This window comes from Anabaena sp. PCC 7938 (assembly GCF_049315035.1).
Lineage (GTDB): Bacteria > Cyanobacteriota > Cyanobacteriia > Cyanobacteriales > Nostocaceae > Anabaena > Anabaena cylindrica.
The window spans coordinates 5,707,716-5,730,251 of record NZ_CP186034.1 but is presented as its reverse complement, the minus strand read 5'-3'; the positions used below and the strand labels follow the sequence as shown (position 1 = coordinate 5,730,251).

At 37.6% G+C, this 22,536-nt stretch carries 32 protein-coding genes; 10 read left to right on the top strand and 22 right to left on the bottom strand.

What is annotated here, in order from left to right; genetic code table 11:
* Nucleotide 1 precedes the first annotated feature (1 nt).
* From ACOWPH_RS25615 to ACOWPH_RS25585, 7 genes are all read right to left on the bottom strand, one after another.
* The gene (locus ACOWPH_RS25615) at nt 2-934 is read right to left on the bottom strand and encodes a cobalamin-binding protein (RefSeq protein WP_015212931.1); all 933 of its coding nucleotides are present in this window, start codon (nt 932-934) and stop codon (nt 2-4) included.
* 332 nt (nt 935-1,266) lie between these two features.
* Entirely contained in the window at nt 1,267-1,671 is a 405-nt protein-coding gene (locus tag ACOWPH_RS25610; protein ID WP_015212930.1) for a type II toxin-antitoxin system VapC family toxin, read from the bottom strand.
* 4 nt (nt 1,672-1,675) lie between these two features.
* The gene (locus ACOWPH_RS25605) at nt 1,676-1,972 is read right to left on the bottom strand and encodes a hypothetical protein (RefSeq protein WP_015212929.1); all 297 of its coding nucleotides are present in this window, start codon (nt 1,970-1,972) and stop codon (nt 1,676-1,678) included.
* A 238-nt stretch (nt 1,973-2,210) separates the two neighbouring features.
* A complete protein-coding gene (locus tag ACOWPH_RS25600; protein WP_015212928.1) occupies nt 2,211-2,534 on the bottom strand; it encodes a PIN domain-containing protein in 324 nt (107 codons plus the stop codon).
* A 9-nt stretch (nt 2,535-2,543) separates the two neighbouring features.
* Nucleotides 2,544-2,837, bottom strand: a complete 294-nt coding sequence (locus ACOWPH_RS25595) for a hypothetical protein (RefSeq protein ID WP_015212927.1) — start codon at nt 2,835-2,837, stop codon at nt 2,544-2,546.
* 40 nt (nt 2,838-2,877) lie between these two features.
* Entirely contained in the window at nt 2,878-3,018 is a 141-nt protein-coding gene (locus ACOWPH_RS25590; protein ID WP_171815774.1) for a hypothetical protein, read from the bottom strand.
* Nucleotides 3,019-3,030: 12 nt separating this feature from the next.
* Complete coding sequence (locus ACOWPH_RS25585; RefSeq protein WP_015212926.1) at nt 3,031-3,462, bottom strand: hypothetical protein; 432 nt, start codon at nt 3,460-3,462, stop codon at nt 3,031-3,033.
* A gap of 150 nt (nt 3,463-3,612) precedes the next feature.
* Between ACOWPH_RS25585 and ACOWPH_RS25580 the strand changes: the two genes are divergently transcribed.
* Together ACOWPH_RS25580 and ACOWPH_RS25575 are read left to right on the top strand one after the other, a co-directional pair.
* Nucleotides 3,613-4,179 carry a GIY-YIG nuclease family protein gene (locus tag ACOWPH_RS25580; protein WP_015212925.1) on the top strand — a complete coding sequence of 189 codons (567 nt, stop codon included), beginning with the start codon at nt 3,613-3,615 and terminating at the stop codon, nt 4,177-4,179.
* 37 nt (nt 4,180-4,216) lie between these two features.
* The gene (locus ACOWPH_RS25575) at nt 4,217-6,001 is read left to right on the top strand and encodes a GIY-YIG nuclease family protein (protein WP_015212924.1); all 1,785 of its coding nucleotides are present in this window, start codon (nt 4,217-4,219) and stop codon (nt 5,999-6,001) included.
* A gap of 164 nt (nt 6,002-6,165) precedes the next feature.
* Here ACOWPH_RS25575 and ACOWPH_RS25570 read toward each other — a convergent pair whose 3' ends face one another.
* The gene (locus ACOWPH_RS25570; RefSeq protein ID WP_015212923.1) at nt 6,166-6,741 is read right to left on the bottom strand and encodes a Uma2 family endonuclease; all 576 of its coding nucleotides are present in this window, start codon (nt 6,739-6,741) and stop codon (nt 6,166-6,168) included.
* 802 nt (nt 6,742-7,543) lie between these two features.
* Here ACOWPH_RS25570 and ACOWPH_RS25565 point away from each other — a divergent pair.
* The 3 genes from ACOWPH_RS25565 to ACOWPH_RS25555 all read left to right on the top strand — a co-directional run bounded on the left by ACOWPH_RS25565 (nt 7,544) and on the right by ACOWPH_RS25555 (nt 12,601).
* Complete coding sequence (locus ACOWPH_RS25565; RefSeq protein ID WP_015212922.1) at nt 7,544-11,530, top strand: magnesium chelatase subunit H; 3,987 nt, start codon at nt 7,544-7,546, stop codon at nt 11,528-11,530.
* Between the two features lie 148 nt (nt 11,531-11,678).
* Complete coding sequence (locus ACOWPH_RS25560) at nt 11,679-12,254, top strand: Uma2 family endonuclease (protein WP_015212921.1); 576 nt, start codon at nt 11,679-11,681, stop codon at nt 12,252-12,254.
* A gap of 86 nt (nt 12,255-12,340) precedes the next feature.
* Complete coding sequence (locus tag ACOWPH_RS25555; RefSeq protein WP_042464538.1) at nt 12,341-12,601, top strand: hypothetical protein; 261 nt, start codon at nt 12,341-12,343, stop codon at nt 12,599-12,601.
* A gap of 248 nt (nt 12,602-12,849) precedes the next feature.
* Here ACOWPH_RS25555 and ACOWPH_RS25550 read toward each other — a convergent pair whose 3' ends face one another.
* Nucleotides 12,850-13,248, bottom strand: a complete 399-nt coding sequence (locus ACOWPH_RS25550) for a type II toxin-antitoxin system VapC family toxin (RefSeq protein WP_015212919.1) — start codon at nt 13,246-13,248, stop codon at nt 12,850-12,852.
* Between the two features lie 6 nt (nt 13,249-13,254).
* Nucleotides 13,255-13,488, bottom strand: coding sequence for a hypothetical protein (locus tag ACOWPH_RS25545; protein ID WP_096713100.1), 234 nt, complete (start codon nt 13,486-13,488; stop codon nt 13,255-13,257).
* A 107-nt stretch (nt 13,489-13,595) separates the two neighbouring features.
* Here ACOWPH_RS25545 and ACOWPH_RS25540 point away from each other — a divergent pair, with 107 nt between their 5' ends.
* Together ACOWPH_RS25540 and ACOWPH_RS25535 are read left to right on the top strand one after the other, a co-directional pair.
* The gene (locus ACOWPH_RS25540; protein ID WP_171815773.1) at nt 13,596-13,772 is read left to right on the top strand and encodes a hypothetical protein; all 177 of its coding nucleotides are present in this window, start codon (nt 13,596-13,598) and stop codon (nt 13,770-13,772) included.
* A 29-nt stretch (nt 13,773-13,801) separates the two neighbouring features.
* Nucleotides 13,802-13,987, top strand: a complete 186-nt coding sequence (locus ACOWPH_RS25535; protein ID WP_150110988.1) for a hypothetical protein — start codon at nt 13,802-13,804, stop codon at nt 13,985-13,987.
* Here ACOWPH_RS25535 and ACOWPH_RS25530 read toward each other — a convergent pair.
* The 5 genes from ACOWPH_RS25530 to ACOWPH_RS25510 form a co-directional block, all read right to left on the bottom strand.
* Entirely contained in the window at nt 13,962-14,162 is a 201-nt protein-coding gene (locus ACOWPH_RS25530) for a hypothetical protein (protein WP_015212918.1), read from the bottom strand. The two genes, ACOWPH_RS25535 and ACOWPH_RS25530, sit on opposite strands and share 26 nt — an antisense overlap.
* Nucleotides 14,159-14,458: a BrnT family toxin gene (locus ACOWPH_RS25525; RefSeq protein WP_015212917.1), complete on the bottom strand. Its 300-nt coding sequence runs from the start codon at nt 14,456-14,458 to the stop codon at nt 14,159-14,161. Before ACOWPH_RS25525 ends, ACOWPH_RS25530 begins: the two co-directional genes overlap by 4 nt.
* Before the next feature lie 216 nt (nt 14,459-14,674).
* Nucleotides 14,675-14,848, bottom strand: coding sequence for a hypothetical protein (locus tag ACOWPH_RS25520; protein ID WP_244887748.1), 174 nt, complete (start codon nt 14,846-14,848; stop codon nt 14,675-14,677).
* 14 nt (nt 14,849-14,862) lie between these two features.
* Nucleotides 14,863-14,994: a hypothetical protein gene (locus ACOWPH_RS25515; protein WP_277882372.1), complete on the bottom strand. Its 132-nt coding sequence runs from the start codon at nt 14,992-14,994 to the stop codon at nt 14,863-14,865.
* A gap of 2 nt (nt 14,995-14,996) precedes the next feature.
* Nucleotides 14,997-15,248: a type II toxin-antitoxin system ParD family antitoxin gene (locus tag ACOWPH_RS25510; protein WP_015212916.1), complete on the bottom strand. Its 252-nt coding sequence runs from the start codon at nt 15,246-15,248 to the stop codon at nt 14,997-14,999.
* A 300-nt stretch (nt 15,249-15,548) separates the two neighbouring features.
* Between ACOWPH_RS25510 and ACOWPH_RS25505 the strand changes: the two genes are divergently transcribed.
* Both ACOWPH_RS25505 and ACOWPH_RS25500 read left to right on the top strand, forming a co-directional pair.
* The gene (locus ACOWPH_RS25505) at nt 15,549-15,926 is read left to right on the top strand and encodes a papain fold toxin domain-containing protein (RefSeq protein ID WP_015212915.1); all 378 of its coding nucleotides are present in this window, start codon (nt 15,549-15,551) and stop codon (nt 15,924-15,926) included.
* Nucleotides 15,927-15,938: 12 nt separating this feature from the next.
* Nucleotides 15,939-16,355 (top strand): hypothetical protein, encoded by a 417-nt coding sequence (locus ACOWPH_RS25500; RefSeq protein ID WP_015212914.1) that lies wholly within the window; start codon nt 15,939-15,941, stop codon nt 16,353-16,355.
* Here the strand turns inward: ACOWPH_RS25500 and ACOWPH_RS25495 are convergent.
* The 5 genes from ACOWPH_RS25495 to ACOWPH_RS25475 form a co-directional block, all read right to left on the bottom strand.
* Nucleotides 16,309-16,869, bottom strand: a complete 561-nt coding sequence (locus ACOWPH_RS25495) for a type II toxin-antitoxin system VapC family toxin (RefSeq protein WP_015212913.1) — start codon at nt 16,867-16,869, stop codon at nt 16,309-16,311. The two genes, ACOWPH_RS25500 and ACOWPH_RS25495, sit on opposite strands and share 47 nt — an antisense overlap.
* A gap of 18 nt (nt 16,870-16,887) precedes the next feature.
* Nucleotides 16,888-17,109 (bottom strand): hypothetical protein, encoded by a 222-nt coding sequence (locus ACOWPH_RS25490; protein WP_015212912.1) that lies wholly within the window; start codon nt 17,107-17,109, stop codon nt 16,888-16,890.
* Between the two features lie 135 nt (nt 17,110-17,244).
* Entirely contained in the window at nt 17,245-17,376 is a 132-nt protein-coding gene (locus ACOWPH_RS25485) for a hypothetical protein (protein ID WP_284697393.1), read from the bottom strand.
* Between the two features lie 207 nt (nt 17,377-17,583).
* A complete protein-coding gene (locus ACOWPH_RS25480) occupies nt 17,584-18,510 on the bottom strand; it encodes an alpha/beta fold hydrolase (RefSeq protein WP_015212911.1) in 927 nt (308 codons plus the stop codon).
* 77 nt (nt 18,511-18,587) lie between these two features.
* Nucleotides 18,588-19,022 (bottom strand): SufE family protein, encoded by a 435-nt coding sequence (locus tag ACOWPH_RS25475; protein WP_015212910.1) that lies wholly within the window; start codon nt 19,020-19,022, stop codon nt 18,588-18,590.
* 422 nt (nt 19,023-19,444) lie between these two features.
* On the opposite strand from ACOWPH_RS25475, the gene psaK reads away from it, so the two are divergent.
* Entirely contained in the window at nt 19,445-19,702 is a 258-nt protein-coding gene (gene psaK / locus ACOWPH_RS25470) for a photosystem I reaction center subunit PsaK (RefSeq protein WP_015212909.1), read from the top strand.
* A 209-nt stretch (nt 19,703-19,911) separates the two neighbouring features.
* Here the strand turns inward: psaK and ACOWPH_RS25465 are convergent, their stop codons facing one another.
* Both ACOWPH_RS25465 and ACOWPH_RS25460 read right to left on the bottom strand, forming a co-directional pair.
* Entirely contained in the window at nt 19,912-20,316 is a 405-nt protein-coding gene (locus tag ACOWPH_RS25465) for a hypothetical protein (protein ID WP_042464536.1), read from the bottom strand.
* 458 nt (nt 20,317-20,774) lie between these two features.
* Nucleotides 20,775-22,499, bottom strand: coding sequence for a cation:proton antiporter (locus ACOWPH_RS25460; protein WP_015212907.1), 1,725 nt, complete (start codon nt 22,497-22,499; stop codon nt 20,775-20,777).
* Nucleotides 22,500-22,536: the final 37 nt, after the last annotated feature.

Here is a 22,536-nt window from a genome sequence, read left to right as displayed (position 1 = left end):
TTTAGTTTTTTAAAAGTTCCCAACCAATACCTTTATAACCATATTCAAATATCTCTGGGTGCAATATCTCTGCTAAAATTTCCACAGAATCTACCAGGCGAGGGCCAGGACGGTTAAAGTAAGAATTACCGTCAGTAATGAAAACTCTACCAGCTTTAGCTGCGTGCAGTTTTTCCCACTCTGGACGTTGGGTTAACAATTTGGCTTCATGCTGAGTCCTTTGTAAATCGAAGCCGCAGGGCATAAAAATGATGACATCGGGATTACTAGCTACCAATGTTTCCCACTGTAAGCGAGTAGCAGGTTTACCCATACTGCTACACACAGTCTGACCTCCTGCTAAATTGATTAATTCGGGAATCCAATTAGCAGCAATCATCAAAGGATTAGTCCACTCAATACAAGCAACTGTAGGCATTTCTGTGACAAAAAGACCTTGGACTTTACGATTACAAATTTTGACTCGTGCTTCTAGGTTATCCAGGATATTTACTGTATCTACACCAAAGGTTTGACCAACTCGTTCAATATCACCCCACACATCCTCTAGAGTGTTAGGTTGCAAGGATATAATTTGGGGTGAACTATGGGTAAGTTCAGCAACGGCTTTTTCTACTTCTGATAAACTGACAGCACATACATCACACTGGTTTTGGGTAATAATGTGGGTCGGTTGCAGTTTCTCTAAAACATCCAGTTTGATTTTGTAGATACTCAGAGCAGATTGCAAAATATGGTTTATGCCATCGTGAATGGTATCGCTGGAATCATCGCCGTTTAAGCGTGATTCTGTACAAACAGGAAGATTGGCTATTTCCGGGGGGTAGTCACATTCATGCGATCGCCCTACAATAGCTTCAGATAAACCCAACATAGCAACTATTTCCGTCGCACTGGGAATTAAAGATACAATTCTTATATCATTACCGCTCATGATGTAACCTCCTATAAACATAGGAGTTTAGGATTTAAGAATGGAAATTATTTTTAAGTTTTCTTAACAGGCATTTCTATACTTAATTATTGCATAATCTGAGGATAAGGATATCTTTCTTTAGGGGAATATACAGGCTGATATCTTCAATATTTCTTATTCTTGCTTAGAAAATCTTAATAGTTGTGAGTAAGTAATTTTGCTATTAATTTGAATACAGGGAACAGAAGAAATCTAATATGTATGAGGTAATTCTATATCAATTCAAGTCAAAATTATTGCTTGCAAATGCCAGAAATACTCATTTATTTCCTCAACTTTTGATCATTATTTTATAATAACAACCAATTTTCTAAATTAATACCTTGAATTCTTAATAAATCAGAATCATTAGAAACGAGAATTAAATCCCGGACAATAGCTGTAGCTGCTATTAAAACATCAGCATCTTGGATAGGAGTACCTTTGGCTTTTAATTTGGCATGAATTTCACAAGATTTTTCAATAATTTCTAAATTATCTAAAAATAATACTGGATAATCACTACAAAATTCATGAAAATCTACTAATTGTTTAGTAGCATTGAGAGATATCAAACCTCTTTTAATTTCATAGTAAGTTATACAACTAATAAATATTTCTGAGCCGAGAAAGCTTAACTCTCTCAGTTTATTATTGATAGTTTTATTTTTCTTTAACGCATAACTAACGATATTTGAGTCTAGTAAATAATTCACAGTTTTATTTTCCTGCTACTGCTGCATCAAAAATTGCTATTTCTTCTGGTGTTAAATCATTTAATGTCCCAGCAACAGCTTCTAAGGTTAAGATTTTACCAATTCTTCTGGTTAAGTCATGTTCTTTAATTGCTCTCATTTCTTCTGATGAAAATCTGCTAAATAATTCTATCAACATTGTGGTCATTTCATATTGATCTAATTTCACCATATAAAAGCTACTACCCCGAAATAGTTTATCTACAACATTGGAAATGCGTTCTGTTAGCTCTTGTTGATAGTCGGTTAATTGTTCTTGCATGATATTTACTCTGTTTGTGTGTTGGAAAAATCTAATTCTTATTTATATTATATCGTTCAATAAATTAATTTTTTAATCCTCATTCCCAAACAGCAATCACTATTCTAAAACTTATGCCTGGAGTGAGATCGCTCATTCTCCTAACTAATAAAATCACCCAATGATCTTCACCATTAGGATGAAGGAATAATAAGCCGTAGATTGGGAATATCCAAGAAGTCTTTGATGTTGTGAGTAACTAGCGTAAAGCCGTTGCAGCAATCCAAGCATCTTGTGGAGATATTGGTCTTCCTGCGCTTTGTCGCTTGGCACGAATATAAGCCCATTCTCGACAAAGTGATTGATCAACTGGAATAATTAAGTAGTTAGATAGGTATTGTTCTAGTTGTGTGAAACGGCGATCTCCCCATTGACGCAAAATTGCCCACTGAAACAGTTCAGCTACGGTCATGAATGACATTGCTAATTGTTGATCAGTTAAATATGGTAAGTAAGGGTCGGCATAATCACTACCTTTGAAGATGAAAGAAGCGATATCAGTATCAATGAGGTAAAAACTCATGGTGTTTGGTTAGATCACTTCTTGGCGTTGTTGTCGTAGGAAAATGAGAAAATCTTCGATGGAGTCTTCTTCAGGCCAAAAGTCAACAGCGAGATGTTTGAGGTTATGTACGGTGATAGGGGTCTGTGTGGCTAGGAGTTCCTTGAGTGTGGTATCTTGCCAAAACTGATGACTGAGATTTTTAAGATCCGTTTGAGAGTTTAAGGATGAATTGCTTTGGGTAAAGATTTGCAACAGTTGTTGACGTTCTGTAGATGATAGCTGTTGGATAGCAGCGATCGCATTTTCGAGTCGTGAAGTCATAGTGCGGTTTTGTGGTTATCTGATTCTATTTTATTTAAACTCAGGGGCGATCGCACCCCAAGATCCCCAAACAGCGATCACTCTCCCAACTTATTCCCAAACAGCGATCGCTCATAACTACCCCAATTTTAAGCGATCGCTCTCCCAACCAACATCCTAAACTATTGTAAGGAGCTAACATGAAAACAATGGCTCAATCTTCATACTGATACTTCACCCCCTCTAGTATTCCTTTGAATTCAATTCCTTTAGTTGTATGCTTGTTCTGATTCGGCGAGAGTGTAAGACTAAATTGTTTGAATAAGCTGAAAAATTCACCAAATGTCATTACTGTTTCAATGCGCCTTACCTGTAGTGGTACTTGGCCACCATTAATCTTTTTTGTTAGCGTAGCTATATTTTCGCCTGTAATGAGCAAGAACACTACGTTGACTGGGTTGACAATCTCCTCTCCGCGATTCTCCCCGAAAGATAGTGTTATCCCAAATACTAGCTCATCTCGTGAGTTTCTCAGATTGCGTTTATCAAGCCAGTGATATATTGAAGATTGATCAGCATTATCAACTGATACAGAGCCAACCATGTCATTGTACGAGACAGACGCTTCAAATGTTGCTATGTTCATGGCAAGTTTAATTTGGCGATACTTCTAAAATTTACATTATGATTGTGCCACAAGTTACGGATTATTAAGGCTATAACACTATATGTAATTTTACGGTCTTAAATATAGATTTTGTAAAATATAATGGTTTTCACCATTTGTTATAAGTGAATGAATAAATTAGCAAGAATTAAAAGAAAAACTGCTAGGTATTTTTTATACTGCTTGCGACTTGATTATTTAATGACTTTTGAGCATGGGACTGAAGAAAGTATTAGATATAATGATGCTATTTACTGGGGAATGACATCAAACTTAGAAGAAAGAATGAAACAGCATTTTGAGGGAGATGTACATTCAACATCACCAGATGAGCGTAAAAACATTAATATCTTATATACAGTAGCTTTTAAAACTAGAGAAGAAGCAGAAGCTAGTGAAAAAATTGCTTGGCAAAAATCTGGCTATGGTTCTGGAACTTTGTTTTCTTATGCTGGTACAGTAACAAATATGATATCTGCTTACCGTTATCTTCTGGATTTAGGATGGGATGGACATCAAATAGCATTGAGGTATTTTCTCAAAAGAATACCAGTTTATTTACAATCTTGGGATAATAAAGATATTTATCTCACAGAAGAAACACCATCTAATTTGGAAAAACAACCAGCAACAAAATCAAGAGCGCATACAAGAGCGCGTAATAGAAAATTTATAAAAACAATAATTCTGGAATAATTAACACAAACTTTATTTGTCAGAGGATATTTATTTTATGAGACACACAGGTTTAATCAAATTCTTTGGAAAAAACAGAAATAATAAGAAAATGAACTTTGGTTTTATTACCAGAGATAACGGTAATGAAGTTTATATAAATAAAGATAATACTGGTTATACATTAGCAGAATTAGCTGAGAGATTAGGATTAGAAGAAAGTGTTATTGAAGCAGAGAAATTAAATCCTAATTTATCTATTTGGAGTAGTAGTAAAGATCCAAACTCTATCCAATGGGAATATTTATCTGAAACAAATAATTTTTACCCTATTGATTTACTGGAAGGAACACGTGTGACTTTTGAGGTAATAACTAATACAGAGAAGGGTAAGGATGAAGCTAAAAGTTTACGTATTTTATTAAAGCAAAATAGTATAGCAAAGTCTAATCAGATCGATAATATTAATACAAATATTAACGCCGTTCTTATAGATGAAATTGATTTAAATTTAATAACTGCTTATCATCCATTATCTAAACAGAAACAGTTACAAACTACTACTGATTCTGGTAAAGACTTGAGGAATTTACCACCCGTTAAAAGAGTAAGTACAGTTCACTTTATATACTGTTTATATTTAGAAAAGTTAGATGCTATTTACTGGGGAATGACATCAAATCTAACCCAAAGAATGAAACAACACTATGAAGGAGAAGTTAGATCAACTTGCGAAGAAGCAGAAGAAGGAAAGATATGGATTCTATATACTTTACCCTTTCGGAGTAGAGAAGATGCTGAAAATGCAGAACAGCAAGCATGGCTTAAATCAGGAGGAGGAGTAATCAAAAATTATGATTATTTACGTGATAGACAGACATTTCAAGAAGTGCAAGATGCTGGAACAGTAAAAAGAATGGATTTTGCCTATCTTCATCTCATTAATTTAGGTTGGGTTGGTACAAAAATTAAACTCCTAGATTTTTTTAATGACACATCTAAATATTTGCAGTTATGGGATGGGATGACAAATGATACTAATCATAATGTATTCTCTGAAATATTTGATACAGATCAAACAAAACAGAATAACAGAAATAAGTTTAGCCAGCAAAAATCTGAATCTCCTGATTTTAATGACAACAAGATAGTTAAGAAACTTAGAAAGAATGAAGCACAGCATTTAGTTCAATATTATGCTTATTTAAATGATCAGAACCAAGAAGTTATATCTGGGGTGATTACAACACCTTTAATAATCGCAAATTATCAAGATATTAGTCCAAATGAAATATCAATTTTACATCTAGACGCATACGAAACCAAGGAAGAAGCACAAAAAGCTTTAGAAAATGTAGATTATCAAATACCTAATATATATACACATTTATTAAATCATGGATGGAATGGAAGAAGATTCAATATAAAACTTCTTTTATCTGCTTTTTCTCAAATGAATAAAATACATAAATGCTATTCTAATTACCCCCATAATGAAAGGTTAAAAATCTTGAGAAAACACATTATAATGCCACATAAGGATGAAGAATCTTATGAGATTGCAAATTTAGGAAGAAGATTGTCTACATCTGCTAATATTGGCTGGCGTACTTTACTGTTTATACAAGAATGGATTGATATTTATGAAGAGTATGAGTTTAAACAGCAAAGTGCAAATCCATCTGACTCAAAATCTAGGAGTAGATTAATAAGAGAACAAATACGAAGAGATTCATTAAAAGCAGTTTTGCGAGAAAATTCAAATAACTCAAATACATCAGATCAGACTACTACCAAATCAGATGAAATAGATTGGACAGATTGGGGTAATACACCTGTATAAGTATAAGCCGCTATTTTCAGTTAAAACTTACACACAATCTCTCTAAAACTCTTCTTCCTTCGTGTCCTTCACTTCTTCGTGGTTCATTTTCATACAAACCCCTACCCTCCTGCACACCCATTAAACAACCATATTTACCTGGTTAAATAAATACCTATATAATTTTACCAAATCATCCCCAAATTCAAAACAAAACCCTTTAAAACATCTTCCCCTAAAACCGTAGCAGGAGAATCAAAAACCTCAACCTCCTTACCAGGTCTATAAATCTCCACTTGACGAGATTTCCGATTAATTAATATACCCAAACGCACACCATTATCTATATATTCCTTCATCTTTTCCTGTGTAGTCTTCAAACTATCACTAGGAGAAAGTAACTCAATCACAAAATCAGGACAAATAGGAGGAAACTTTTGTTTTTCTTCATCAGTTAAAGCATTCCATCTTTCTAACTTGATCCAAGAAGCATCAGGAGAACGATCTGCACCATTTGGTAACTTAAAACAAGTAGAAGAATCAAAAACTATACCCTCCTTATTTTGCTCATTCCAAATCCAAAGTTGAGCAGTAATACCCGCATTACGATTTCCCGTCTCTCCTCCCGTTGGTGGCATAATTATTAACTCTCCATTGGCATTTCTTTCAAATCTCAATTCTCGGTTGTTTTGACATAGCTCAAAAAACTGCTCATCAGTCATTTCTATTAATGATTTCAAATTGACAGTTAAAGCATTCATTGTCATATCCTCATTGAATGTTCAGGGAGAAATTTTAACTATCTCATATCCTATTTTATATGATTAATCCGATTTTTTATATGGAGTATTTAAGAGAACTCTACACAATGATTGATCCTATCTTGTCATGCACTTCGCAGCGCTTGGCGTAAGCTATGTGTAACGAAACAAAAAGAAGCATTTTAGAGAATTTTATAGCCTATGGCACGCTTCGGTTTCACAAAGTGTCCCGAAGGGATATAGCAATTCCCAAGCTCATGAAATACACCCCACCCGCGCTGTCGCGCACCCTCCCCTTGGTAAGGGGAGGGTTGGGGAGGGGTAATTTTGTATCTAACTAGAGTGGGAAAGGCTATATACTAAATTTCGTTCCGTAGGATTCATATGTCACACTGGGCTATCAGAATGACTTTGGGCATTTCTTTTTATCGAGTTCTCTAACAGAGAAAATAAAGACATACACAAAGCTCTACCACTTTTCTCTGTTTTCTCAGTGTCACTGTGGTTAGTTTAAGTACAAATTCATACTATTTTTATTTACATTAATCAACTATATAGTTAAATAACATAATATCAATGTAAACAGAATTTACAAAAACATGAGGAAATCTTAGTTATTTGTTAAGATTCATTAAAAATAATCACGTTTTCTATATCATTTTGTGTCAGATATAGGACAAAACCCCCACAGGATAAGAGTTTTCTGATAAAAAACTCTTATTGCCGAAAATAATTGAAATTACAAGCGGTGACATTAGCCGTGATGAATTTCGGAGAACACGCTTGAAAGGAGCTTATTTGAATGTTTACCCAGGTCAAGTCCACTATTAGACATATTGCACCTGACGATTTACGGGGACGTAATTTAATCAAAGTTGTCTATGTCGTACTTGAGTCCCAATACCAGAGTTCATTGTCGGAAGCGGTACGGGAAATTAACGCCAATCATCCTAGTCTAGCGATTGAAATCAGTGGTTACTTGATTGAAGAACTGCGTGGTTCTGAGAACTATGAGCTATTTAAGCGGGATATGGCAAGTGCAAATATATTCATTGCTTCTCTGATTTTTATTGAAGACTTAGCCCAAAAAGTAGTAGCGGCTGTTGAACCCCATCGTGATAATTTAGATGTAGCGGTTGTATTTCCTTCCATGCCCGAAGTTATGCGCCTGAATAAAATGGGCAGCTTTTCTTTGGCACAGTTAGGACAATCAAAAAGTGTCATCGCTCAGTTCATGCGGAAACGCAAAGAAAAATCCGGTGCAGGCTTCCAAGATGGAATGCTGAAACTGCTGCGGACACTACCCCAAGTGCTAAAATTCCTCCCAATGGAAAAAGCACAAGATGCAAGAAACTTCATGCTCAGTTTTCAGTATTGGCTAGGTGGTTCAGCGGAAAACCTAGAAAACTTTTTACTGATGCTGGCTGATAAATATGTATTAAAAGGCGAAGACAGACAAAACTTCGTCGCTGCTGACTATCAAGCACCCGTTGTTTATCCTGACATGGGGATTTGGCATCCCTTAGCGCCGAGTATGTTCGAGGATGTGCGAGAATATCTGAACTGGTATTCTGTCCGCAAAGACATCTCCAAAAACCTCAAAGATCCTCTTGCACCATGTGTAGGTTTGGTTTTACAACGGACTCACCTAGTTACTGGCGATGATGCCCATTATGTGGCAATTGTTCAGGAATTGGAATCACTAGGGGCAAGAGTTCTGCCTGTGTTTGCTGGTGGTTTGGATTTCTCTAAACCAATAGAAGCTTACTTTTATGAACCTACAACAAACTTACAATTAGTAGATGCAGTTGTATCTTTAACTGGTTTTGCTTTAGTGGGTGGCCCCGCTAGACAAGATCATCCGAAAGCTATTGAAGCATTAAAACGGTTAAATCGTCCTTACATGGTGGCGTTGCCTTTGGTCTTCCAAACTACGGAAGAATGGCTAGATAGCGATTTGGGGTTACATCCCATTCAAGTGGCTTTACAGATTGCTATACCTGAACTTGACGGGGCAATTGAACCGATTATCTTATCAGGTAAAGATGGGACAACCGGGAAAGCGATCGCTCTCCAAGATCGAGTAGAAATCGTCGCGCAACGGGCGTTAAAATGGGCAAACCTCCGCAGCAAACCCAAATTAACCAAAAAAGTCGCCATTACCGTTTTCAGTTTCCCTCCTGATAAAGGCAACGTGGGAACAGCTGCATACTTAGACGTATTCGGTTCTATTCATGAAGTCATGAAAGGACTGAGAAACAACGGTTACGACGTGCAGGATATTCCGGAAACAGCGCAAGAGTTGCTAGAACAAGTCATCCACGACGCACAAGCACAATACAACAGTCCTGAACTCAACATTGCTTACAAAATGTCCGTGCCAGAATATGAAGCACTGACACCATACTCCCAACGCTTAGAAGAAAACTGGGGACCACCACCAGGAAACTTAAACAGCGACGGACAAAATCTGTTAATCTACGGAAAGCAGTTTGGTAATGTCTTCATTGGAGTCCAACCAACATTTGGTTATGAAGGCGACCCCATGCGGTTGTTATTCTCCCGTTCTGCTAGTCCTCACCACGGTTTCGCAGCTTACTACACCTATTTAGAAAAAATTTGGGGTGCTGATGCTGTGTTACACTTTGGGACACACGGCTCATTGGAATTCATGCCTGGTAAGCAAATGGGGATGTCTGGTGATTGTTACCCAGATCAACTAATTGGCTCAATTCCTAACCTGTATTATTACGCGGCTAACAACCCTAGTGAAGCTACAATTGCTAAACGTCGCAGTTATGCAGAAACAATTTCTTACCTGACACCACCTGCGGAAAATGCTGGTTTATATAAAGGGTTGAAGGAACTCAGCGAGTTAATTGCTTCTTACCAAACTTTGAAAGACACAGGACGCGGTGTTTCTATTGTCAATTCCATCATGGATAAATGCCGCATTGTCAACTTAGACAAAGATATTCATTTACCAGAAACCGATTCTAAGGATATGTCCTCGGAAGAACGGGATAACATCGTTGGCAGTGTTTATCGTCGGTTGATGGAAATTGAATCGCGGTTGTTACCTTGTGGACTGCACGTAATTGGTAAACCTCCTACTGCCGAAGAAGCGATCGCAACTTTAGTCAACATTGCTAGTTTAGATCGGCAAGAGGAAGAAATTCAAGGTTTACCCGGAATTATCGCTAGAAGTCTGGGACGCAACATTGAAGATATCTACAAAAACAACGACGCAGGGATTTTAGAGGATGTCCAATTACTCCAAGATATCACCCTCGCTACCCGTGCGGCTGTCACAGCTTTAGTCCAAGAACAAATTGACGCAGAAGGTAGAGTTTCACTCGTTTCCAAGTTGAATTTCTTCAACATGGGTAAAAAAGAACCTTGGGTAGAATCTCTGCATCAATCAGGTTACACCAAAGTTGACACCTCTGCGTTAAAACCCCTGTTTGAATATTTGGAATTCTGCTTAAAACAAGTTTGTGCAGATAACGAACTCGGTGGACTTCTCCAAGGTTTAGCTGGTGAATATATCCTCCCTGGACCCGGTGGTGATCCTATCCGTAACCCGGATGTATTACCCACAGGTAAAAATATACACGCCTTAGATCCCCAATCTATCCCCACTTCCGCCGCAGTCCAATCTGCGAAAATCGTTGTTGATAGGTTGTTGGAACGGAACAAGTCCGAAAATGAAGGAAACTGGCCAGAAACCATCGCCTGTGTCCTCTGGGGTACAGATAACATCAAAACCTACGGTGAATCCCTAGCCCAAATTATGTGGATGGTGGGAGTTCGTCCAGTTCCCGATGCTTTGGGACGGGTTAACAAGTTAGAATTGATACCTCTAGAAGAATTAGGAAGACCCAGAATTGATGTTGTCATTAACTGTTCTGGTGTATTCCGCGACTTGTTCATTAACCAAATGAACTTGCTTGATCAAGGTGTGAAAATGGCAGCAGAAGCTGATGAACCTTTGGAAATGAACTTTGTCCGCAAGCACGCTTTGAAACAAGCTGAGGAAATGGGGATAAATCTGCGTCAAGCTGCAACTCGCGTTTTCTCTAATGCTTCCGGTTCTTATTCTTCTAATATTAACCTTGCGGTGGAGAATAGCACTTGGGATAGTGAAGCTGAGTTGCAAGAAATGTATTTGAAGCGCAAATCTTTCTCTTTCAATTCTGATAATCCTGGGGTTATGGATGAGTCACGGCAGATTTTTGAAACTACTTTGAAGACTGCTGATGCAACTTTCCAAAATCTGGATTCTTCGGAAATCAGTTTAACAGATGTTTCCCATTATTTCGACTCTGATCCTACTAAGTTAGTTGCAAGTCTGCGTGCAGATGGCAAGAAACCATCTTCTTACATTGCAGATACAACTACAGCGAATGCACAGGTAAGAACTTTATCAGAAACTGTGCGTTTAGATGCGCGGACGAAGTTGTTAAATCCCAAATGGTATGAGGGGATGTTGTCTCACGGTTACGAAGGTGTGAGGGAACTCTCTAAACGGTTGGTAAATACTACTGGTTGGAGTGCGACTGCTGGTGCTGTGGATAATTGGATTTATGAGGACACGAACGAAACTTTCATCAAAGATGAGGAAATGCAAAAGCGTTTGATGAATCTCAATCCTCATTCTTTCCGCAAGATTGTTTCTACTTTGTTGGAAATGAATGGACGCGGTTATTGGGAGACGAGTGAGGAGAATTTAGACCGATTAAGAGAGTTGTATCAGGAGGTGGAAAATCGGATTGAAGGTATAGAATAGGTTTAGATGGGCAGGTTTTATACCTGCCTATTTTTGATATTTTGATTTTTTTTGCACGCAGAGGCGCAGAGGCGCGGAGAAAGAGAGAGATTGGTTTATGATTTGAGTAATGTGAATGTGATAATTTTTGTAATTGTGGGATGTGGTTATGAATGCTTTAACTGTGAGTTTAAAATCAGTGATAGATATGACTGATGATCAGTTTTTTCAGCTATGTCAAAATAACCGCGAATTGAGATTTGAAAGAAATGCAAATGGGGAATTAATAATTATGTCACCTGCGGGGGGAGAAACGGGAAATCGTAATGGTAGGGTAAATCAGCAGTTATTTAATTGGACTGATGCTGATGGTACTGGGATAGCTTTTGATTCTTCTACTGGTTTTAAATTACCAAATGGTGCAGATCGTTCTCCTGATGCTTCTTGGGTAACATTAGAACGTTGGAATTCACTAAATCATGAACAACAAACCAAGTTTCCTCCCATTTGTCCTGATTTTGTAATTGAGTTACTTTCTCCTAGTGATAGTTTGAAGACTACACAGGAAAAGATGAAGGAATATATAGATAATGGTGTGCGTTTAGGTTTATTAATTAATCGCAAATCTCGTCAAGTGGAAATTTATAGCCCGGGAAAAGAGGTTGAGGTTTTGGATTCTCCTGCTACGGTTTCGGGGGAAGATGTTTTAAAGGGTTTTGTTTTGAATTTGGGGATGATTTGGTAATATGGAAAAAGAACAATATACTCCCATCAAACTTATTAACACTAATTTAGAAGATTCTGAATGCCATTTTCACGAATTTCACGACTATGAAAGGTAAATTTCATCTGATTGATCTCATTTCCCAAGCTGAGGCTGTTCAGTCGTTGCTTCGTGACAAGTCAACCGAAGAGAAGATTGAATGGCTTTCCGCGCACGGTTCTATTACACCGAAGCCGAAGACGCAACAAGACGAGCGGCAGTGCTTTTGGTTTGAGTCACCGATTAAGGCGAATTGTTGTTTCTTTCTGGACGATGACGAATTCGTTTTCATCGGCGATCACACGACATTCAAAGTCAGTGATAAGTGATTCCAGACTAGTAAGCTAATCGACATTTAAGCTGCATAGATTAGGTGGTTTGGTGAAGTAGTGCGATAGCGAAGCGCTCCGTAGGAATCGCTGTTTTGAGGTTTGAAGGGTGCGATCGCTTTTGGGGGATGTGGGAGTGCGATAGCGAAGCGCTCCGTAGGAATCGCTGTTTGGGGATGTTGGGAGTGCGATCGCTGTTTTAGAGATGTGGAGGTAGTGCGATTGCTAAAATAGACTTCATTTACAAACTACCAAACAATAGCAACCAAAGCCGAAGCAGTTATATTTTGATCGCACGTCAATAACCGTACAATTTCACCTTTACTTGCTAAAACTAACGCAGTTGCTGCAATTTGTCTATCGTGCATTTCATTAATAGCAGATAAGCTCATAGTCATTTCAATAACATCTTGATCAAGGGGATAAATTACCACACGAGGATCAGCTTCTACTGCTAAAATTACATCTTTAGGAGCAGGAATAGATGTTCTACCTCTTTCTACAATCCAAACAGCTTCTGCTAAAGTAGTCGCAGGAATAACTAACTGTGAATCAGGATCAGAAAGGATAATTTTAGCATTTGCACTTAACTTTAAATTACCTTCAAGAAACCAGATTAAAGCATGAGTATCTAAGACATATTTCATAATTACTTATGACCAGTCTAAGCTGTCTTCACTATCCCCATGAAATTCAGCAATTTCAAAATCCGCTTCTGTTGACTGCTGATTTCCAGAAAACATACCAAACTGCATTATTTGATCTTTTTTGTGATTTTTTTTTGACTCTAAAAAGGTAACAATAACTAGACTTTCTGCAATGTCTATCGGTAATTCTCTAAGTTCTACTTTACCTTGTTTGTAAAAACCTTTAATTGCTTGCAACATAGTTTTACCATTATCAAATTTTGCTTATGTTGTTACTTTAATTTAATTATAGACCATAGAGAAGCGATCGCTGTTTGAGGATGTGGGGAGTGAGATCGCTTTGAGGTATGTGGAATGGTGCGATAGCGCAAGCGCTGACTTGTCAGTTCGCTTTTTGGGGATGTGGGGATGCGATCGCTTTTTGGGAGATGTGGGGAATGCGATCGCTGTTTTGGGGATGTGGGAGTGCGATAGCGCAAGCGCTGACTTGTCAGTTCGCTGTTGTGGAGATGTTGGGAGTGTGATAGCGTAAGCGCTCCGTAGGAATCGCTGTTTGGAAGTTTGGAGGTGCGATCGCTGTTTGTGGATTTGGGGGAGTGCGATCGCTGTTTTAGGGATGTGGGGATGCGATCGCTCTTTTGGGGATGTTGGGAGTGCGATAGCGAAGCGCTCCGTAGGAATCGCTTGTTGGGGTGTTGGGAGTGCGATCGCTTTTACTGAATGCTTTCAATTAATTTAATATTATTTCTCAACCATTCATTGACTAAAATTTGCACATCAATGTTTTTTTCATGAGCAATTTTTTTGAAAAAATTATCAACATCTGGTTCAAGGTAAATCGGATAATGAAAAGTTGCATCAGAATGATAAAATTTACCTTGTTCAGCTTGTGAAAAATCATATTCTACTTTCATAGCTTTCTTCCTTGATAATACTGTTGTTCATTAAAAGTTGCTTTTCGTGCTGAAATAATACGAATCAAACATGAATCTTCATCTGTTTGTTCAAAAGTATGAATAACAACCCTTAAAATACCCGTTTCATCTAAACCTATAGTAATCCATCTGTCTTCATAATCACTATGTTCTTCATCATATAAACTTAATTGATATTGATCACGAAAAACAGTTGATGCTAAACGAAAATTGATTTGATGTTTACGAATATTCTGTTTTTCTTTTGCTGGATTCCAATCAAAATTATAACGCAAATTTATAAAATACAAGAGATTAAAGAAGTTGACATCATAATTATACCATAATTTTATATTTCTACAGTGTTAGCGTTAGTTTAACGAAGGTATCGCTTTTGAAGATGTTGGGAGTGCGATAGCGCAAGCGCTCCGTAGGAATCGCTTTTTGAAGGTGTGAAAGTGCGATCGCTGTTTTGTGATGTGGGAGTGCGATCGCGTAGTGGATAAATATAACTATTCTTCTTCTGCTAATATCTGTGAAATATCCCGTGCAGAATGAATTAACCGGACAATTTCAATATACTCATCCCTTTGCAAATAAAAAATTAGATGCTTTTCAAATCCCTTAACTGCCCACTTTCGCAAACCCATTAGACGCGGATTCCCAATATCATAAACTGCACCAATGCCCGGTAGTTGTGCTATTTGTGAAAAAGTCTGCCTAGTAGCATCAAAAAACTTAATGCTGCATCAAAATTACTCTCTGCGATATAAGCAAACTGTTTATCAAGATCAGCACTAGCCTTTGGTCTAATTACAATTCGTCTAGTCATTGCTATGATTTGCGAATTCTTTCAAGAAGTTGGGTACGTTTTTGTTCCCACCATTCATCCGTAATCTCAATTGATTCACCGCTATCTAATCCTTCTAATAGTAATTTTTCTATTTGTGATTGTCGTGCTTTTTCTAAGTCTTGACGAATCAAGTATCGAATGTATTCGCTGGTTGTACTGTAACCACCTTTTTCAACCTGTTCATTGATAAAGTCCCGCATAGAATCGGGAAGAGAAATATTTACTGTAGTCATAGCTAACAAGTATTGATTTTTCTGATTATTTAATTATGGCAAATATTGTCAATTTTTGTCAAATATTTAATGTGATAGTGTTCCGAAGGAATAAGGAATAGAGATAGCTGACCGTTCGCGTAGCGTTCCGCAGGAAAGATATCGCTGTTTGGAGGTGTGGGAAGTGCGATAGCGTTCACGTAGTGTTCCGCAGGAAAGCGCTGACTTGTCAGTTCGCTTTTTGTGGGTGTAGCGAAACGCTCCTTATGAATCGCTTTAGTGATAAAATAACGATTTATCTTTGACTCTTTAGGAGAAAACTTGATTCCAATTAGTATTGAGCAAATCTACAAACTTAAAGAAATTATTGCCAAATATAAGAATTTGGAATGTGTTGAATGCGCTCAAGCTATCCAAGATTACTTGGTATCACAGAGAATTTCGGGAAAGCGGCTAAAACTTTATACAGGTTCAGGAATAGGACGCGATAGTTATATCTATGATGAAAGTGTTTCTGGGGATGCAATCTCTATTAATGGTCGTCATCAAGGGATTATGATTATAATAGATGGAGTAGAAATGATATTTGATAATCATCATCCTGATGGAGTCACTAGAAATCAATGGTTAGCCAATTTACTGTTTTATAATAAACTGTATAACGGTCAGCAATTCCAAATCACAGAAGAAGCTTTTTAGGAGTTAAAGATTATGGAAAACAATCATCATAGTATTACTATAATTCCCGATGAATATTTCTATGAAATGCTCCAAAGAATTAAACAAAGACCAGGAATGTTTTTAGGTCAATGTTCAATTACTCGACTAAGAGCTTTTTTAGATGGATATATGGGATGTAGGTCAGATTTAGGTTTACCACCAACTCAACAAGAGCTAGAATTTAATCAATTTCAAGAATGGGTACAGACAAGATTTAAAATTAGTTCTTCGCATGGATGGGATAGTATTATTCTTTTTTATTCTGCGGATGAAAGAGATGCACTAAATAACTTTTTTGAATTATTTGATCAATTTTGTAATAGTGAAAGTGCTACAAGAGAGGAGATGAGCCAAGAAAAACTTACTGAATCAAATCTTTCACTAACACAAGAAAGAGTGACTGTATAATTACTTGAGATATCGCTGTTTGGAGTTTGGTGATGTACGATAGCGCAAGCGCTCCGTAGGAATCGCTTTTGGGGATGTGGAGGGTGCGATAGCGTAAGCGCTGACTTGTCAGTTCGCTGTTTGGGAGTGTGGGGAATGCGATAGCGCAAGCGCTCCGTAGGAATCGCGTTTGAGGGTGTGGAGGTGCTTTACTTGCTAAAACTAACGCAGTTGCCGCAATTTGTCTATCGTGCATCTCATTAATAGTAGATAAACTCATAGTCATTTCAATAACATCTTGATCAAGAGGATAAATGACCACACGAGGATCAGCTTCTACTGCTAAAATTACATCTTTAGGAGCAGGAATAGATGTTCTACCTCTTTCTACAATCCAAACTGCCTCAGCTAAAGTAGTTGCAGGAATAACTAACTCTGAATCAGGATCACAAAGGATAGCTTTAGCATTTGCACCTAACTTTAAATTACCTTCCAGAAACCAAATTAAAGCATGAGTATCTAGGACATATTTCATAATTTATGACGACAAATCTCAGATGTCCTCACTATCCCCATAAAATTCAGCAATTTCAAAATCTGCTTCTGTTGACTGCTGATTTCCAGCAAACATACCAAACTGCATTATTTGATCTTTTTTTTGATTTTTTTGCGATTGTAAAAAAGTGACAATAACAAGACTTTCTGAAATATTAGATGGTAATTCTTTAAGTTTTACCTTACCATCTTTGTAAATTCCTTCAATTGCTTGCAGCATACTTTTTACTATGAGCAAATTTGGCTTATGTTATTACTTTAACTTAACTATACATTATAGAGAAGCGATAGCGCTGACTTGTCAGTTCGCTTTTTGGAGGTTTGGAGGGTACAATGGCGTAGAGGATAAATATAACTATTCTTCTTCTGCTAATATCTGTGAAATATCCTGTGCAGAATGAATTAACCGGACAATTTCAATAGACTCATCCCTTTGCAAATAAAAAATACAAGTATCGAATGTATTCGCTAATTGTACTGTAACCACCTTTTTCAACCTGTTCATTGATAAAGTCCCGCATAGAGTTGGGAAGAGAAATATTTACTGTAGTCATAGCTAATAAGTATTGATTTTTCTGATTATTTAATAATGGCAAATTGTGTCAGGCTTTTAGCTTGCTCAAGTACATCTTGATAATGAGACATAAATTTTTTGCTGATGGTGATTATGACCATTAAAAGCCTTGCTATTTCATTATTTAGAATCGCCTGGAAGTCCTGTAAGTAGGAATGGTAATATCGCTTCAAAAACGGCTGCGGGGTATTCTTCATGCAGTCCCAAAGAACCGGGAATAACAATGCTGCTAACTCCTGGTAAAGCCGCTAATGCGTCCATTTCTTGGCGTGATTTGGGAGGGCTAGATTCGCCAATTACAGCCATTAGTGGCGCAGATAAGGACTGTACTAGGGACAAAAACTCTGTTTGACTATAAATCGTATCAATATTTCCAGTTACAAAGGCTGCAGAAGCAAATCTGGCGTTTGGTTGTTGGGTACTTTGCCACTTTTCGGTGATGAAGTCGGGTGTAAGTTTTGCTGTATCAGTGAAAACGTGACGGCTGTACATCCAACTTAAAAAAGATGGGGTGGTGTTGAGTTTATAAAGCGCTTGACCGATAATGGGCGATCGCACTAACCCCCTAACCATAGCAGCTATATTTGCATTTGCTCCCATTGTTGGCAGAGGCCCTCGCCAAGTTGGTGCTACCAACACAATCCGCGTAAAAGTATCTGGCTGTGTTACGGCTAGTTGTAGGACATAACCAGCACTATGACCGGCTGCAACTACACTAATTCCTTGAGCGAAAACATATTTAACAAAATTTGCCAAAAATTGCTGATATATTGCTGGGTTGTAATCTAAATTCAGTCGGTCAGATTCTCCAAAACCTGGCCAGTCGATAGCGGTAACTTTAAAATGGGAAGCAAGTAATTGAGCAAGTTCTCCCACTTCCCCTCGTGTGGAAACACTACTAAAAGCAGGAAGCAATAAAAGCGGTGAACCTTGTCCTATAGTTTCATAAATTACCCGCAATTGCTGGTTTTCCCAATTCCAGAGAAATTCTTTAACTTCACCACCAAATGCAGTAGTAACAGGTTTTGTTAATAAATTAGTAGACATCTTAATTTAATTTGTTAAGTTGTAATAGTGCCTAAGCTCCCCCTAGGGATACGTAATTATTAATTCCTTCGCAGTCCCTATGTATCTAACTTGCATTCCAAAGCTTTTTTCTGCATGGTTTTGAAAATATTGTAAAAACCATTAGCGCGGGAGGGTGTGAGACTAACGTTTAAACCTGTGGCTTGAATGAAATCTGGAGTCAGTTGTACAATTTCTGTAGGTGATAGTTCTTTCAATCCTTCTATCAACAGCGCCACTAAGCCTTTAGTTAGCTGAGAATCAGAATCTCCCTGAAAAAACACCTTTCCATCATTCAGTGATGCTGTCACGTATACCTGTGAGACGCAGCCTGGTACTTTGTTTTCAGGTATTTTGTCAGCTTCGGGAAATTCTGGTAATTTTTGAGCATACCAAATCAATTGCTCATAACGTCGCTTTGGTTCAGCAGCGCGTTGGAAGCGTTGAACGATTTTAGATAGTGCTGGTGGTAAAGAATCAAGACTTGAGGACATAGTAAATTCAATAAATTATTTCAGTATGCAAAAATGTAGGCTTCCTAATTTAATGGCGATTGCCTCTATTTTCATAGCTATTGAAGTATGGTATCGACATTACCGTATTTACACATTCATAATAACATCATCATTCAACTGAATGTAACCAGAAAAATATTTTGTATCTTACGGGAAGCAATTTGTGTCTCGTCGATGTAGTCTTCGTAGCATCTAAATCTAAGTTTGACGCAAAACCTAGTGCAAAAGCTGTGACGATTTTAGCAATTATCGCTTAAAATTTACGTTTCAATCAGTTAATGATTTATATGAAGTATTTAGACAAAATATTAAAAATTGCTGCAAATTTGAGATTTATATTCACTTTTATGAGGAAACTTTAAGAGCATATTGTTTCAGCAAAAATTTCAGGAGCAAACCCGGTGTTGACATCTTTACTCGCTGTTGTACCCGCACCCCTAGAATGGAGTCCTACTGTTGGCATCATCATGATTATTGCCAATATTATTGCGATCGCTTTCGGCAAATTTACAATCCAATATCCTAGCGCAGAACCAGCCGCTCCAGCCCCCAATTTCTTTGGCGGTTTTGGCTTACCTGCCATACTAGCAACTACCGCTTTTGGTCATATCTTAGGAGCAGGTATCATTTTAGGACTACACAACATTGGACGCATCTAGGCTTTAGCTCCAAACCGCCCTGCATTCAACGATTCATTGTTTAGAGTTTTACAGCCAAGAGCCAGAGAGCAAGTTCTCTGGCCTCTCCTGTTTGTACTAAGTAGGTAGACAGAATAAAGCCAAACTGTGTAAAGAAAAGTAAATAAGGCTCAAACCCTTTTTCCCCCCTTTCCCTGAGCGAAGTCAGAGGGCTGCTATTTTTGGTCAAACTATACTGGTAAAGGTGCTAAACCATGTAACTGACGCACAGAACTGATGCAGGCTGGACAATCACAGCCAAACAACTTGATAGCCTCATCACTTTCTGCTTCTGTGAATTCTAATTCATCTGGCTGATTTTGCTGCTCTGGCTCATTTTTAATAGTTTGATTTTCCTCCCCTTCAACTTGAGCTAGTTGCATGGTTGGTTTAGCTGTCGATGGAGTGGTATTATCTACCTGTATACATACCTGACGTGGTGTTGCTGAATGGTTAGAACGGACACAAGATAGATGAGTACCTATAGGGGTAACTGTTTGACCGGCATGAATAGGTCTAGCTATCATGACTGTAGATAGCATGGACATAAAAATAACGGGGCTAGAAAGCAAGGTCAAAACAAATTTTTTGTTCATTTACTTTAAAAATTTTGTAACCATAGGAACAAACCAATTGACCTTGTTAGATCAATGAGTTGTTGATCAGTCCATCTTATACAAATTCTCTGAAAATGTCTTAGTTATTCAATAGAAACAATAGAATTTTTCTATAGTTCGTATCTTGGCAGGAAACAAACTTAAAGAAGAATCCTGAATTCTGTTCGATAATTGTCATGAGTCTGTTTTTAGATTACCAAACACAGATTTACAAGTGTCTGATGTATCTTACAGCGGATTGCAGATCAATGAGGCTTCGCCGTGAGCGTCAGCTGATAGCTTGCGTGGCGTAGCCATACGGTACAGAATCTAAATTCAAAGCCAGACACCAAGCCGGTTTTACTTCTGACTCCTGACTCCTGACTCCTGACTCCTGAATTCTGTTCGATAAGACTAAGTTCCTGAGACGTAGTAAATGCTTGATTGTTAAAAAATATCTATTCTTGCTCAGGTCTAACACTTAAATATCTATCTTTGCGAATAGTTTTGATAACAGTTTGGATGTAACTTTCTGCTGCACCTAATGTTTTTAGTAAATGATTTCCTAACTCTAATGCTGCCTCAAATTCAGGTTGTACCACTTCTTTAGCACCCATTTGGGTTAAAAGATCAATTTCTTTGTTACTGTGTGAACGAGCAATTACATCTAAATTAGGTGCAATAGCCAGAGCATTTTTTAGAAGTAAGCGAGTGCTGGCAGGGTCTGGAAGGGCAATTGCTAAAGCTTTAGCAGTTGCTAAATGTGCTTTTTCTAAAACTAATTCAGAATCTGCATCTCCGAAAATATAAGGTATTTGGTGCATTCGCAGTCTTTGTACAGATGCTTCACTATTTTCAATTACTAAAACGGGATATCCTTCGGTTTGTAATATTTTGACTATTACTTGACCAACTCTGCCGTAACCTGCTACTACTACATGACCAGTCATTATTTCTGGCATGGATATTGTTTTGGGTGCAGAAAAGCGTTGTAATAACTTTGCCAGTAAGGGGTTTCGATGCAAATTATCGGCAATTAAAGGTGCGACTTGGAGGGATAAAGGAGTGAGTAGGAGAGTAATTGCTGTTGTCCCTAATAATAGAGAATAGGTTTGTTGAGATATCAACTCTAATTTTAATCCTACCAAGGCTAATACAAAAGAAAATTCTCCAATTTGGTTGATACCAAAACTGACTATAATAGCGTTTTTTAGAGAGTAGCCAAACTTTAAAACAATACCTAAGATAATTGCTGCTTTACCTAGCATTACTAAAGCTACAAGTCCTAAGATTAGTCCAAAATTGTTGATGAGAATGGCAGGATCAATCAGCATTCCAATTGATGAAAAAAACAGACTTGCAAATGTATCTCGTAAAGGTAAAATTTTTGCTAATGCCTGGTCGGCATAATCAATTTCAGAAATCATTAAACCAGCAACAAATGCCCCCATTGCAATAGAAAGACCTAAGTATGCAGTTGTTAAGGCAACTCCTAAACATAGAGCAATTACAACTAATAAAAATAATTCATTACTTTCCGTAGCGGCGATATTACTTAAAATATAGGGAACTATCCAGCAACTGAATATAATTGCTACTATTACAAATAGTACAATTTTGATGAGAGCAAAGCCCAGTGCTACAGCAATATTTTCTGGTTGTTGTAAAGCTGGTAGTATTGCTAACATCACTCCCAAGGCTAAATCTTGGGTAATTAAAATTGCCAGCATAATTTGCCCATGTACTGTATTAATTTCACCCCTTTCTGTGAGGGTTTTTAACACAATTGCTGTGGACGAAAGAGATAAAACTGCTCCTAAGAAGATTCCTTGGGTGATTCCCGCAGCCCAACCTGTAATTGACGTTACTATGGTTACTAAAGCGATTGTCAAGCCAAGTTGTAATAAACTACCTTTGATGGCAATTTCTTTAACTCGTTTTAATTCTGCTAAGGAGAATTCTACACCTAGTGCAAATAGCAGGAAAGCGACACCAATTTCGGCTAAAGATTTAATGTCAGTAACATTGGCTAATAATTTGAAACCAAAAGGGCCAATTGCAAATCCACTCACTAAATAACCAAGTATGACAGGTTGATGCAGCCGATGTGCTAAAAATCCGCCTAGTGCTGTACCTACTAAAACGATTGTCAAATCAAGGATTAAACTATGTTCATTTATCATGTCGTTTTTTATTCAGTTTAAGTAAATTATAAAAAAA